Source organism: Halomonas sp. JS92-SW72, assembly GCF_003547075.1.
In the GTDB taxonomy this organism is placed as follows: Bacteria; Pseudomonadota; Gammaproteobacteria; order Pseudomonadales; family Halomonadaceae; genus Halomonas; species Halomonas alkalicola.
Genome location: NZ_CP032147.1, coordinates 3,111,563 through 3,124,687 on the forward strand (window position 1 = coordinate 3,111,563; position 13,125 = coordinate 3,124,687).

At 69.0% G+C, this 13,125-nt stretch carries 12 protein-coding genes; 9 read left to right on the plus strand and 3 right to left on the minus strand.

Annotated elements, in window-relative coordinates:
• Positions 1 to 61 precede the first annotated feature (61 nt).
• Complete coding sequence (locus D1793_RS14585) at positions 62 to 559, minus strand: peptidylprolyl isomerase (RefSeq protein ID WP_119022799.1); 498 nt, start codon at positions 557 to 559, stop codon at positions 62 to 64.
• Between the two features lie 129 nt (positions 560 to 688).
• On the opposite strand from D1793_RS14585, the gene D1793_RS14590 reads away from it, so the two are divergent.
• Complete coding sequence (locus tag D1793_RS14590; RefSeq protein WP_119022800.1) at positions 689 to 2,383, plus strand: glutamine--tRNA ligase/YqeY domain fusion protein; 1,695 nt, start codon at positions 689 to 691, stop codon at positions 2,381 to 2,383.
• Positions 2,384 to 2,397: 14 nt separating this feature from the next.
• Positions 2,398 to 3,819: a cysteine--tRNA ligase gene (gene cysS / locus D1793_RS14595; protein WP_205527693.1), complete on the plus strand. Its 1,422-nt coding sequence runs from the start codon at positions 2,398 to 2,400 to the stop codon at positions 3,817 to 3,819.
• 98 nt (positions 3,820 to 3,917) lie between these two features.
• Here cysS and D1793_RS14600 read toward each other — a convergent pair whose 3' ends face one another.
• Positions 3,918 to 4,889 carry a DUF1853 family protein gene (locus tag D1793_RS14600; RefSeq protein WP_240407679.1) on the minus strand — a complete coding sequence of 324 codons (972 nt, stop codon included), beginning with the start codon at positions 4,887 to 4,889 and terminating at the stop codon, positions 3,918 to 3,920.
• A gap of 98 nt (positions 4,890 to 4,987) precedes the next feature.
• Between D1793_RS14600 and D1793_RS14605 the strand changes: the two genes are divergently transcribed.
• The 4 genes from D1793_RS14605 to D1793_RS14620 are packed head-to-tail and all read left to right on the plus strand — an operon-like array spanning position 4,988 to position 8,788.
• Positions 4,988 to 5,899: an ABC transporter substrate-binding protein gene (locus D1793_RS14605; protein ID WP_119022802.1), complete on the plus strand. Its 912-nt coding sequence runs from the start codon at positions 4,988 to 4,990 to the stop codon at positions 5,897 to 5,899.
• Between the two features lie 3 nt (positions 5,900 to 5,902).
• The gene (locus D1793_RS14610) at positions 5,903 to 7,081 is read left to right on the plus strand and encodes an ABC transporter permease (RefSeq protein ID WP_240407680.1); all 1,179 of its coding nucleotides are present in this window, start codon (positions 5,903 to 5,905) and stop codon (positions 7,079 to 7,081) included.
• On the plus strand, positions 7,078 to 8,022 hold the full coding sequence (locus D1793_RS14615) for an ABC transporter ATP-binding protein (RefSeq protein ID WP_119022803.1): 945 nt from the start codon (positions 7,078 to 7,080) through the stop codon (positions 8,020 to 8,022). Before D1793_RS14610 ends, D1793_RS14615 begins: the two co-directional genes overlap by 4 nt.
• A complete protein-coding gene (locus tag D1793_RS14620) occupies positions 8,012 to 8,788 on the plus strand; it encodes an ABC transporter permease (RefSeq protein ID WP_240407681.1) in 777 nt (258 codons plus the stop codon). Before D1793_RS14615 ends, D1793_RS14620 begins: the two co-directional genes overlap by 11 nt.
• Positions 8,789 to 8,797: 9 nt before the next feature.
• Here D1793_RS14620 and D1793_RS14625 read toward each other — a convergent pair whose 3' ends face one another.
• Entirely contained in the window at positions 8,798 to 9,358 is a 561-nt protein-coding gene (locus D1793_RS14625; protein WP_240407682.1) for a glutathione peroxidase, read from the minus strand.
• A gap of 242 nt (positions 9,359 to 9,600) precedes the next feature.
• Here D1793_RS14625 and D1793_RS14630 point away from each other — a divergent pair, with 242 nt between their 5' ends.
• The 3 genes from D1793_RS14630 to D1793_RS14640 are packed head-to-tail and all read left to right on the plus strand — an operon-like array spanning position 9,601 to position 13,109.
• Positions 9,601 to 10,809 carry a thiamine pyrophosphate-dependent dehydrogenase E1 component subunit alpha gene (locus D1793_RS14630; protein ID WP_119022804.1) on the plus strand — a complete coding sequence of 403 codons (1,209 nt, stop codon included), beginning with the start codon at positions 9,601 to 9,603 and terminating at the stop codon, positions 10,807 to 10,809.
• A 1-nt stretch (position 10,810) separates the two neighbouring features.
• Positions 10,811 to 11,788: a transketolase C-terminal domain-containing protein gene (locus D1793_RS14635; RefSeq protein ID WP_119022805.1), complete on the plus strand. Its 978-nt coding sequence runs from the start codon at positions 10,811 to 10,813 to the stop codon at positions 11,786 to 11,788.
• A gap of 13 nt (positions 11,789 to 11,801) precedes the next feature.
• Positions 11,802 to 13,109: a 2-oxo acid dehydrogenase subunit E2 gene (locus tag D1793_RS14640; protein ID WP_119022806.1), complete on the plus strand. Its 1,308-nt coding sequence runs from the start codon at positions 11,802 to 11,804 to the stop codon at positions 13,107 to 13,109.
• Positions 13,110 to 13,125 lie beyond the last annotated feature (16 nt).

Genomic DNA, 13,125 nt, shown 5'->3' on the forward strand with positions numbered 1-13,125 from the left:
CTGGCGGGCAGAGGGCAAGACGCCCGCGCGGGGCGGGCGTCGGCCGGGGCAGGGCGGTGAATCAGGCCTCTTTCACGTAGGCCTTCTGGATCACCACGTCCTCGGCAGGCACGTCGGCGTGCATGCCGCGGCGGGTGGTGGCCACGCCCTTTATCTTCTCGACCACGTCCATGCCCTCGACCACGCGGCCAAAGACGCAGTAGCCCCAGCCCTGGATGGACTTGCCGCTGTGGTTCAGGAAGGCGTTATCGGCCACGTTGATGAAGAACTGCGCGGTGGCGGAGTGCGGGTCCTGGGTGCGTGCCATTGCCAGGGTGCCGGTCTCGTTCTGCAGGCCGTTGTCGGCCTCGTTCTCGATGGGGTCGCGGGTGGGCTTCTGGTTGAAGTCCTCGTCGAAGCCGCCGCCCTGGACCATGAAGCCGTCGATCACACGGTGAAAGAGGGTGCCGTCATAGAAGCCGTCGCGCACGTACTGCTCGAAGTTGGCAGCGGTCTTCGGCGCCTTCTCGTAGTCCAGCTCGATGCCGATGTCGCCGTAGGTAGTCTGCAGAGTGATCATGCGTAAGTTCCTGTGCGGTAAAGGGGCCTCGCCTTGGCGTTGCCCATGGACGTGGCGCTATAATACCGGTTTTGCCTCGAGGCGCGAAGTGAGCGCCCGCACCTTCAACCAGAGGTTGTTTTCCCAACCATGACCACCGACACCACCAGCGCGCCGAATTTCATTCGCAACCAGATTCGCGACGAGATCGAGGCCGGTCGCACCGGCAAGATCGTGACCCGCTTCCCGCCGGAGCCCAACGGCTTCCTGCATATCGGCCACGCCAAGTCGATCTGTCTCAACTTCGGCCTCGCCGAGCAGTTCGGTGGTGACTGTCACCTGCGCTTCGATGACACCAACCCGGCCAAGGAAGAGCAGGCCTACATCGACGCCATCCAGGAGGACGTCCGCTGGCTGGGCTTCGAGTGGGCCGGGGCGGTGCGCTTCGCCTCGGACTACTTCGATCAGCTCTATGCCTGGGCCCAGCACCTGATCCGCGAGGGCAGGGCCTACGTGGATGACCTCTCGGCCGACGAGATCCGCGAGTACCGCGGCACCCTCACCGAACCCGGCCGCCCGAGCCCCTACCGCGAGCGCACGGCCGAGGAGAACCTCGATCTGCTCGAGCGCATGCGTGCCGGCGAGTTCGCCGAGGGCGAGAAGGTGCTGCGGGCCAGGATCGACATGGCCTCGCCCAACATCAACCTGCGCGATCCGATCCTCTATCGCATCCGCCACGCCCATCATCACCAGACCGGCGACAAGTGGAAGATCTACCCCTCCTACGACTTCACCCATGGCCAGTCGGACGCCATCGAGGGGATCACCCACTCCATCTGCACCCTGGAGTTCGAGGACCATCGCCCGCTCTACGAGTGGTTCCTGGAGAATCTGCCGGTGCCGGCGAGGCCCCGCCAGATCGAGTTCGCCCGGCTCAACCTCAACTACACCCTGACCTCCAAGCGCAAGCTCAAGCTGCTGGTGGACGAGGGCATCGTCGACGGCTGGGATGATCCGCGTCTGCCGACCATCTCCGGGATGCGCCGCCGCGGCTACACGCCGGCCTCGATCCGCAGGTTCTGCGACATGATCGGCGTGACCCGTGCCGACGGCGGCCTGGTGGACATTGCCATGCTCTACCATGCCATCCGCGCCGACCTCGAGGACAACGCGCCCCGGGCCATGGCGGTGCTCAAGCCGCTTAAGGTGGTGCTGACCAACGTGCCGGAGGGGCATGAGGAGGTCTATGAGGTGCCCGGCCACCCGGCCCGGAACGATCTCGGCGTGCGCAGGCTGCCGTTCACCCGGGAGCTCTATATCGATCAGGACGACTTCATGGAGGAGCCGCCCAAGAAGTTCTTCCGCCTGGCGCCGGGCCAGGAGGTGCGCCTGCGCAACTCCTACGTCATCCGTTGCGACGAGGTGGTCAAGGACGCCAACGGCGAGATCGAAGCGCTCCACTGCTCCGTGGACTTCGATACCCTGGGCAAGAACCCCGAGGGTCGCAAGGTCAAGGGCGTGATTCACTGGGTCAGCGCCGAGCACGGCGTGCCCATGGAGGTGCGTCTCTACGACAACCTCTTCACCGTGGAGCAGCCGGACCGCGACAGGGATGCCGACTTCCTCGACCACCTCAATCCGGAGTCGCTGGTGGTCTGCCAGGCCATCGGCGAGCCGAGTCTCGCCGAGGCTGCCGCCGAGAGCCGCTTCCAGTTCGAGCGCGTGGGTTACTTCTGCGCCGACCGCCATGCCTGCCGCGACGGCAAGCTGGTGTTCAACCGCACTGTGGGCCTCAAGGACAGCTGGGCCAAAGTCATGAAGAAAGACGCGCAGACGAAGGGGTGATCGTGAGCAACGAGCTGCAGATCTACAACACGCTGACCCGCCGTAAGGAAGCCTTTACCCCCATCGAGCCGGGCCGGGTGCGCATGTACGTGTGCGGCATGACCGTCTACGACTACTGCCACCTGGGCCATGCCCGGGTGATGGTGGCCTTCGACGTCATCACCCGCTACCTGCGCCATCGCGGCTATGACGTCACCTATGTGCGCAACGTCACCGACATCGACGACAAGATCCTGCGCCGTGCCGACGAGAACGGCGAGAGCATCGCCTCGCTCACCGAGCGCATGATCGAGGCGATGCACGAGGATGAGGCGCGCCTCTTCGTGCTGCCCCCCGATCAGGAGCCCCGGGCGACCCGCCATGTCGGCGACATCATCGCGATGGTCGAGACCCTGATCACCAAGGGCTACGCCTATGCCGCCGACAACGGCGACGTCTACTACCGGGTGCGCAGGTTCGAGGGGTACGGCAAGCTCAACAACCGTGATCTCGACGAGATGCGCGCTGGGGCGCGCATCGAGGTGGACGAGCACAAGGAGGATCCGCTGGACTTCGTGCTCTGGAAGGCCGCCAAGCCCGGCGAGGCCAGCTGGCCCTCCCCCTGGGGCGAGGGGCGCCCCGGCTGGCACATCGAGTGCTCGGCCATGTCGAAGTGCTGCCTGGGCGACACCTTCGACATCCATGGCGGTGGGCCGGACCTCACCTTCCCCCACCACGAGAACGAGATCGCCCAGTCCGAGGCCGCCAACGGTAAGCCCTTCGTCAATACCTGGATGCACGCCGGGGCGGTGCGGGTGAACCAGGAGAAGATGTCCAAGTCCCTGGGCAACTTCTTCACCATCCGCGAGGTGCTCGAGCACCACGACCCGGAGGTGGTGCGCTACCTGCTGGTGGCCAGCCACTACCGCAGCGCCATCAACTATTCGCCGGACTCCCTGGCCGAGGCCCGCAAGTCCCTGGAGCGCTTCTACCACTCTCTTGAAGGGCTGGCTCTGGAAGGGCTGGCTCAGGAAGCGAGCGAGCCGGCAGCAGGCGCGGTGGCGCCCGAGTTCAGTGCGCGCTTTACCGCCGCCATGGATGACGACTTCAACACGCCCGGGGCGCTCTCGGTGCTCTTCGACCTGGCCCGCGAGCTCAACCGCGCCAGGAAGGAGGCGCCCGAGCAGGCGCCGGCCCTGGCCCTCGAGCTCAAGCGCCTGGGTGGCATCCTGGGCCTGCTGCAGCAGGACCCGGCGACCTTCCTCAAGGCGGGCGCCTCCGGCCTGCCGCTCTCGGAAGCCGAGATCCAGGCGAAGATCGACGCGCGCGCCGCAGCCAAGCAGGCGAAGGACTTCGCCGCCGCCGACGCCATCCGCAACGAGCTCGCGGTGCTGGGCATCATCCTCAAGGACTCCCGCGAGGGTACCACCTGGGTCTTCGAGAAGCCCGACGCCTAGCCGCAAGTCAGCAGCGTTATCCCGGAAAGCCCGGCCCCCCTGTGGGGTCGGGCTTTCTGGTTGTCGCGGGCAGGCCCAGTGCGCCAGGGGGCGCGAGCCTAGGTGGCAGGCGGCAGCGGGATCTGCCGCGGCCAGTCGTTGGCCACCACGAAGAGGCGTCGCCAGCCCGTCTTCGCCTGCCAGAGGGCGAGTTGCACCGGCGAGGCGGGCTCCCGGAAGTGCTCGGCTAGCCGGGCCTCGACCTCGCCCAGGGGCTGCAGGCACTCATGGCGGGGCAGCGCCAGCCAGTGAGGCTTGGTCAGCCTGGCCGCCCGGGTGCCGGTCGGCAGCCCATCCCGGAAGACTCGCCACGCTCCCCAGAACAGCCAGGTCCCGCGGAGGTGCGCCGGGTTCGCTTCCCGGGGCACCGGCAGGGGGTGGCGCCAGGGGTAGAAGAGCACTCCCGGCATGGCCAGCTGGCGATGGATCTCGAGGGGGCGAGCGGCGCCCACGGCATCGCCGCCGATCAGCTCGCGCAGGGCCTGGCGGGTCTCGGGCTGCTCGGTCAGGCGAAGCTGGTGTCGATGGAGGTGCTCGCGCTTGCCGCCCAGGCTGTCGGCGCCGCCGGGGCCGATCCAGCGCGCCTGGTCCTCGGCGCTTCCCGGTCCCTCGATCAGCCCCAGGTAGTACTTGATGGCGACCTCGAGATGGATCAGCGCCGTCTCGCCGCGGCGGCGGTAGAGCAGATCCAGCTCGCCCAGCGTCTGCTTGCCGCGATGGATGCGCAGGTTGTGGGCGAGCAGCTCGGTGCCCGGGGCCGCGTCGAGCAGGAACTGCCAGAGCCGCTCGTGGTAGAGCCCCATGCGGCCGACGAGGGCCTCGCCGACGCAGGCCTCGAGGGCTGCCGGGTCGGCCTCGAGGTCATCCAGCCAGGCGGCGAGTAGGGCGTCGTCACCCAGCCCCAGCGCCTCGCGGCTAGGCCGGCCTGGCCAGGGCATGTCGAGCAGGTCGGGTGCCAGCAGCAGCCACGCCAGGTCGCGGACCAGCGGGTGGTAGCAGCGGTCGAGCAGGGGCGGGGTGGCGTGCGGCATCCGGGGCATCCTTTGCGTTGGCGGCAAGTGTCTGACAGCCAAGGGCTGTGATCCCTATACTGCAGCATACCTTCACACTTCCCGGGTGGTCACTCGCCATGCGTATCCCGTTTTCTCGCCCCCTGGCCATCGCGGCCGGCACCCTGCTGACTCTCTCCCTCGCCCAGGCAGAAGGGCCCGTGGTGGTCTCTTCCAAGATCGATACCGAAGGCTCGGTGCTCGGCCAGCTGATCGTCCAGCGCCTGGAAGCTGGCGGCATCGAGGTGCGGGAGCGGCTGCAGCTGGGCGGCACCAGTATCGTGCGCGAGGCCCTGCTGGCCGGGGAGGTCGACCTCTATCCCGAGTACACCGGCAACGGCGCCTTCTTCTTCGACATGACCGACAGCGACGTCTGGCACGACGCCGAGGCCGCCTACGCGACGGTGCGTGAGCGCGACGCCGAGCGCGGCCTTGCGTGGCTGACGCCGGCACCGGCCAACAACACCTGGGCGATGAGCGTGCGCGGCGACCTGGCCCGGGAGCAGGGGCTCGCGACCTTGGAGGACCTGGCCGCCTGGCTGGGCGACGGCGGCGATTTCAGGTTCGCCGCCAGCGCCGAGTTCGTCGAGTCCGAGCAGGCGCTGCCGGCCTTCCAGGCGGCCTATGGCTTCGCGCTCTCCGATGACCAGCTGCTGGTGCTCTCCGGCGGCAATACCGCCTCCACCATGCGCGCCGCCGCCCAGCGGACCAGCGGGGTCAACGGCGCCATGACCTACGGGACCGACGGTGGGCTCAACGCCCTGGACCTGGTGGTGCTGGAGGACACCCTCGGCGTGCAGCCAGTCTACCAGCCGGCACCGGTGGTGCGCGCCGAGGTGCTCGAGCGTCATCCCGAGATCGAGTCGCTGTTGGCGCCGCTGTTCCAGGCCCTCGATCTCGAGGTGCTCCAGCGCCTCAACGGCGACGTGGCAGTGAACGGGCTCGATCCGCGCCAGGTGGCGGCCGACTTCCTCGCCGGCCTGGAGGAGTGACCCGTGACGCGCAGGGACGCGCCACCCGCCAATCGGGTGATCGGACTGTTGGCGCTGATGGCGGCCCTCGGCGTCGGCTGGCTGGCCGCGGTGAGCGTGGCGCCCAACCGGATCGTGCCGGGCTCTCCCCTCCGGGCCCATGAGGCCGCCGGCTGGCTGGGTGCCCTGGCGCTGCTGCTGCCGCTGCTGGGGCTCGCGGTGCTGGCCTGGCGTCCCACTCGGCGCCGGCTCTGGCTGGCCCTCGCCCTGACCATCGGCGTGGTGATGGCGCTGCCGGCCTGGCTTGCCGTGGCGGCCCTCCTGAACCTCGACCCCGGCGAGCCCCAGGCGCGCCTGGGGCTGGGCGCGGGCTTCTGGCTACTGCTCTTCTGTCTCTCGCTGATGGTGATCGAGCTGCGCACCCGTCTCGTGCTCGGTGCCGCCGCGGGCTGGCTGCTGGTCGCGGCGGTGCTGGCCGCCTGGTGGCTGGCCTCTCCCTGGCTGGAACCGCTGGCGCTCGCCCGGGAATACCGGGGACGCAGCGGCCAGTTCGCCGGTGCCGTGGTCGACCACCTGCTGCTGGTCGGCGCCGCCGTGGGAGCGAGCCTGGTGCTGGGGGCGCTGATCGCGCTGGCCATGCGCCGTCACCCGGCCGTGGAGCGGGTCGGGCTCGCCCTGCTCAATTTCCTGCAGACCATCCCGAGCCTCGCCCTGTTCGGCCTGCTGCTGGCGCCGCTTGCCTGGCTCTCGGCCAACCTGGCCTGGGTCAACGCCCTTGGCGTGCGCGGCATCGGCTGGGCGCCGGCCTTCCTGGCCCTGCTCGGCTACAGCCTGCTGCCCATGGTGCGCAACACCTTCGTCGGGCTCTCCGCGGTGGATGCCGGAGTGCTGGAGGCGGCGCGGGGCATGGGCATGAGCCGTGCCCAGGTCTTCCTGCAGGTGCGCCTGCCCCTGGCGCTGCCGGTGGTGCTGGAGGGGGTGCGCATCACCACGGTGCAGGCCATCGGCCTGGCAGCAGTGGCGGCGCTGATCGGGGCCGGCGGGCTCGGTACCTTCATCTTCCAGGGGCTGGGCCAGGCGGCCATGGACCTGGTGCTCTTGGGCGCGCTGCCGATCCTGGCCATGGCACTGGCCGCCGACTCCCTGCTGGGCGCCCTCACGCGTCGCCTGGACACCCGCATCGCCCCAGGAGCCACCCCATGATCGAGCTTCGCGAGGTGACGAAGCGCTTCGGCACCGAGACCGCGGTGGAGCGCCTCTCACTGCGGGTGGAGAGGGGCGAGCTGTGTGCCCTGGTGGGCACCTCCGGCTGCGGCAAGTCGACCACCCTGCGCATGATCAATCGCCTCATCGAGCATGACGAGGGGCGCATCCTCATCGAGGGACGGCCGGTACGGGAGTTCGACGAGCGGCAGTTGCGCCGTCGCATCGGTTATGTCATCCAGAGCACCGGGCTCTTTCCCCACTGGACGGTGGCGCGCAATATCGGCCTGGTGCCGCGCCTTCTGAAGTGGCCGACACCGCGGATCCGCGAGCGCGTCGAGGCGCTGATGGCCCTGCTGGGGCTTCCGCCGGCCCAGTTCGCGGACAAGTACCCGCATCAGCTCTCCGGCGGCCAGGCCCAGCGGGTCGGGGTCGCCCGGGCGCTGGCGGCGGACCCCGACATCCTGCTGATGGACGAACCCTTCGGCGCCCTGGATCCCATTACCCGCGAGACGCTGCAGGCCGAGCTGCGCCAGCTGCAGGCCCGGCTCAACAAGACCATCGTCTTCGTGACCCACGACATGGACGAGGCGCTGGCCCTGGCCGACCGGCTGGTGGTGATGCGGGCCGGGCGCATCGTGCAGCAGGGCACGCCGCTCGCGCTGCTGCGCGAGCCGGCCGACGACTTCGTGGCCTCGCTGCTGGGCGGCGATGACCGCGGCCTCAAGGAGGCCGGCATCATCCGGGTTGTCGAGCGGATGCAGCCGCTGTCACCGCGGCTGCTGCCCCGGGCGCGGGTGCATCGCGATGCAACCCTACGCCAGGCCCTGGCGGTTATGTTCCGTGAGCACGCCGACCGCCTCGCCGTGGTGGACGACGAGGACATGGCGGTGGGGGAGCTCTCCCTGCGGCGCCTGGTGGAGAGCCGCCGTGAGGCATGAGCCAACCGGGGCGGACGGCGCTGCTGCACGGCTGGCGACCTGGCGCGCGCCGTTGGCCTGGCTCGCCTGCCTGCTGTTGCTGGCCTCCGGCATGGCCTGGCTGGAGCCGCTGTTTCGCTGGCTTGAGCCCGACACCCGCCAGGTGATCTACCCCCATGCCGACTTCCTGCTGCTGCTGGGTCGTCACCTGCTGGTGGTCACGGTGGCCTCGCTGCTGGCCATTCTGCTGGGGGTGGCCGCGGCCGTGCTGGTGACCCGGGAGGGCTGGCGCGACTTCCTGCCGCTGGTGGCGCAGTTCGCCGCCATGGGACAGACCCTGCCGCCAGTGGCGGTGCTCGCCCTGGCCGTGCCCGTGCTGGGCTTCGGCACCTGGCCGATCATCGTGGCGCTGCTGTTCTATGGCCTGCTGCCCATCGTGCGCAACACCCTGGCGGGGTTGGAGGGGATCGACCCCGCAGTGCACGAGGCGGCGCGCGGCATGGGCATGAGCCACGGGCAGGTCCTGCGCCAGGTGGAGCTGCCCCTGGCCGCGCCGGTGATCCTGGCCGGCATCCGCACCTCGGTCACCATCAACATCGCCACCGCGGCGCTCGGCGCCACCGTGGGCGCGAGCAACCTCGGCGCGCCGATCATCTCCGGCATCGTCAACGGCAACAGCGCCTACGTGCTGCAGGGGGCGGTGCTGATCGGCCTGCTGGCGCTGGCCATGGACAGCGCCTTCGAGCGCTGCCAGCGGCGGCTCACGCGGCCCGGGGCCGGCCCCTGAGCCAGTGCCTCATTCGCCCGCCAGCAACGTCTCGATGGCCTCGCGCATCGCCGGTGACTCCGGCCGAACGCGGGAGGGGAAGTGAGCCACCACCCGGCCGCTCTCGTCGACCAGATACTTGGTGAAGTTCCAGCCCGGCGCCTCGCTCTGCCGGGCCAGCTCGGTGAACAGCGGGTGGGCCTCCGGGCCCCGGACCGGGATCGGCGCGAACATGTCGAAAGTCACGCCGAAGTTGATGAAGCAGACCTCGGCGGCCCCCTCCTCGTCGATCTCTTGGTTGAAGTCGTTGGAGGAGAAGCCCGCCACCTTGAGCCCGTGCTCGGCGTAGCGCTGGTGCAGCGCCTCGAGCCCCTCGAACTGTCCGGTGAAGCCACAGCGGCTGGCGGTATTGACCAGCAGCAGCGGTGAGCCGCCCATCCGCTCCTTGAGGTTGACCACCTCGCTTGAGTGCAGGCGCCGCAGGTCGTGGTCGAGCAGGGCGTCCGGGTCGGCCTGGACTGGGCCGGCCACCAGGGCCGCGGCGAGGGTCAGGCAGTAAAAGGTCATGGCGGGCAGGGTCGGGGTCCACATGGCGGATCGGCTTCCAGGGTGAGGGCCCGCGAGGGCCGGGATACGGTTGACCGCGGCCACCGCCAGGGGTTCTGGGCAGTCGAATCCACCAGCGTAGGTCACTTGCCTGGCAAGATGGATGCACGTCATCGCATTTTACGTTAACGTCAACTCGGGTTGCGTTGACCCGCCGGGGGCAATCCTCCTGGCAAAGGGCGAGGCAAGCAACAACACTGCCCTCAAAAGGGGTAGAGGAAACCGAGATGACAACGACACAAGATATCCATACGCCCGACTTCCTTCGCGGCGACGAGTTTTCCATTCCCACCTTTCGCCTGCTCCGGCAGGACGGCACCCTCCATGAGGGAGCCGTGGCGCCCGCGCTCGAGCGCGACCAGGCGCTGAAGATCTACCGCGCCATGGTGGCGACCCGGGTGCTGGACGAGCGCATGATGGCCGCCCAACGCCAGGGACGGCTCTCCTTCTACATGCAGTGCACCGGCGAGGAGGCCGCGGTGATCGGCTCGGCGGCGGCGCTCGACGACGCCGACATGATCATGGCCCAGTACCGCGAGCAGGGGGCGCTGGTCTATCGCGGCTTCAGCTACGACGAGTTCATGAACCAGCTGTTCGGCAACGAGCTCGACTACGGCAAGGGCCGCCAGATGCCGATCCACTACGGCTCGCGCAAGCTGCACTACATGACCATCTCGTCGCCCCTGGCCACCCAGATCCCCCAGGCGGCTGGCTACGCCTACGGCCAGAAGCTGGCGGGCGAGGGGCACTGCACCATCGTCTTCTTCGGCGAGGGGGCGGCCTCAGAGGGGGACTTCCATGCCGCGCTGAACATGGCCGCCGTCCACGAGGTGCCGGTGATCTTCTTCTGCCGCAACAACGGCTATGCGATCTCCACCCCCTCCATCGAGCAGTTCGCCGCCGACGGCGTGGCGCCCCGGGCCTTTGGCTACCGCATGCACGTGATTCGCGTCGACGGCAATGACGTGCTGGCGGTGCTGGCCGCGACCCGCAAGGCCCGTCGCATCGCCGTGGAGGAGAACAAGCCGGTGCTGATCGAGGCGATGACCTACCGCCTGGCGGCCCACTCCTCCTCGGATGACCCCTCTGGCTACCGCTCGAAGAAGGAGGAGGAGGCGTGGCGCGACAAGGATCCCATCCAGCGCATGCAGAACTGGCTGCTGGCCAGAGAGTGGTGGGACGAAGAGGAGGAGAAGGCGCTCCAGGAGACGCTGCGGCGCGAGGTGCTGGAGACCATGAAGCGTGCCGAGAAGCGCCCGCCGCCGCCGCTCGACAGCCTGGTCACCGACGTCTATGCGGACGTGACCCCGGCGCTTCAGCGCCAGCTCGATGGGCTCAAGGCCCATATCCGCAAGTACCCTGAGGCCTATCCGAAGGGGGCACGCTCCCTGGACCCTGACGTGAGCGCCAGCCTCGATACCCAGGGAGGGGAGTGAGATGCCGACCATGAACATGCTGCAGGCGATCAATAACGCCCTCGACATCGCCATGGCCGAGGACGAGAAGGTCATCTGTTTCGGCGAGGACGTGGGCTTCTTCGGCGGGGTCTTCCGCGCCACCAGCCACCTGCAGGAGAAGTACGGGAAGGCGCGCTGCTTCAACACGCCGCTGGTGGAGCAGGGCATCATCGGCTTCGCCAACGGCCTGGCTGCCCAGGGCTCGGTGCCGGTGGCCGAGATCCAGTTCGCCGACTACATCTTTCCGGCCTTCGACCAGATCGTCAACGAGACCGCCAAGTTCCGCTACCGCTCGGGGGATCTCTTCAACGTCGGTGGGCTGACCATCCGCACCCCCTACGGCGGCGGCATCTCCGGCGGCCACTACCACTCCCAGTCGCCGGAGGCCTACTTCGCGCATACCCCGGGCCTCAAGGTGGTGGTGCCGCGCAACCCCTACCAGGCCAAGGGGCTGCTGCTCTCGGCCATCCGCGACCCCGACCCGGTGCTCTTCTTCGAGCCCAAGCGGCTCTACCGGGCCTCCACCGGCGAGGTGCCCGAGGCGGACTACCAGCTGCCCCTTGGTGAGGCCGAGGTGACCCGCGAGGGCAGCGACATCACCGTGCTCGGCTGGGGTGCTCAGATGGAGGTGATCGAGCGCGCTGTGGCGCTGGCCGAGAAGGAGGGCATCTCCTGCGAGGTGATCGACCTGCGCTCCATCCTGCCCTGGGACGAGGACACCGTGGTCGAATCGGTGCTCAAGACCGGGCGCCTGCTGATCACCCACGAGGCGCCGCTGACCGGCGGCTTCGCCGGCGAGATCGCTGCCACCATCCAGGAGCGCTGCTTTCTCTACCTGGAATCTCCCATCGCCCGGGTGACCGGCCTGGATACCCCCTTCCCGCTGACCCTGGAGAAGGAGTACCTGCCGGACCACCTGAAGATCTTCGAAGCGATCCAGGCCTCGATGGCCTTCTGAGGGAGACAAGACGATGAGCGATTTCATGCTGCCCGATATCGGCGAAGGTATCGTGGAGTGCGAGGTAGTGGAGTGGCACGTGGCCGAGGGCGACGTGATCGAGGAGGACCAGCCGGTGGTCGAGGTGATGACCGACAAGGCGCTGGTGGAGATCACCGCCCCCGAGGCGGGGCGGGTGACGCGGCTCTACGTGCAGAAGGGCGAGATCGCCAAGGTGCATGCGCCGCTGTTCGGCTATGTGGCCGAGGGGGAGGCAGACGAGGGGCCGCCTGAGGCCGTGCCGGAAGCGACGCCCGATGACACCGGCACCGCCGCGCAGGCGCCAGGGCCAACCGTCGACCAGGCCCCGAGCCGGGACCGCCGGGCGCCCGACGCCTCGGAGGTGGCCCCGGATGAGGAGAGAGCCGAGCCAGGGCGTGGCCCCTACGGGCGCATCCCGGTCGCCCCGGCGGTGCGTCGCCTGCTGCGCGAGCACGACCTCGACCCCGAGGCGGTGCCGGGGTCCGGCCGTCAGGGACGGGTGCTCAAGGAGGACGTGCTGCGCTACCTGGAGGAGGGCGGGCCGGTCGAGCGGGCCGCCGAAGGCATCGCGGCGGCCGACGCCGGCAGCCGGCAGGAGATTCGCGTGGAGCCCCTGCGCGGCGTTCGCGCCGTCATGGCCAGGCGCATGGTGGAGGCGGCCAGCACCATCCCGCACTTCCAGTACGGCGAGGAGATCGACGTCACCGAGCTGCTGGCGCTGCGCCAGCGGTTGAAGCCCCTGGCCGAGGCCGAGGGCGTGCGCCTGACCCTTATGCCCTTCTTCATGAAGGCGATGGCGCTGGCGGTGCGCGAGGCGCCGATCCTCAATGCCCGGCTCAGCGATGACGAAAGCGAGATCCACTACCTTGCCTCGGTCAACGTGGGGATGGCGGTGGACAGCCGCGCCGGCCTGCTGGTGCCCAACGTCAAGGGGGTGGAGCACAGGAGCCTGCTGTCGGTGGCCGAGGAGGTGGGGCGCCTCACCGAGGCGGCCCGGGCCGGCAAGGTGAGCCAGGCAGACCTCAAGGGCGGCACCATCAGCATCTCCAACATCGGGGCCCTCGGGGGCACCTATGCCGCGCCGATCATCAACGCTCCAGAGGTGGCCATCGTGGCCATCGGCAAGACCCAGTGGCTGCCGCGCTTCGATGCTGAGGAGCGCGTGGTCAAGCGGGCGATCATGACCGTCACCTGGGCCGGCGACCATCGCATCATCGATGGCGGGACCATCGCGCGCTTCTGCAACGCCTGGAAGGGCTTCCTGGAGGGACCCGAGACCATGCTGCTCCACCTCGGCTGACGCCGAGAGGTTGAAC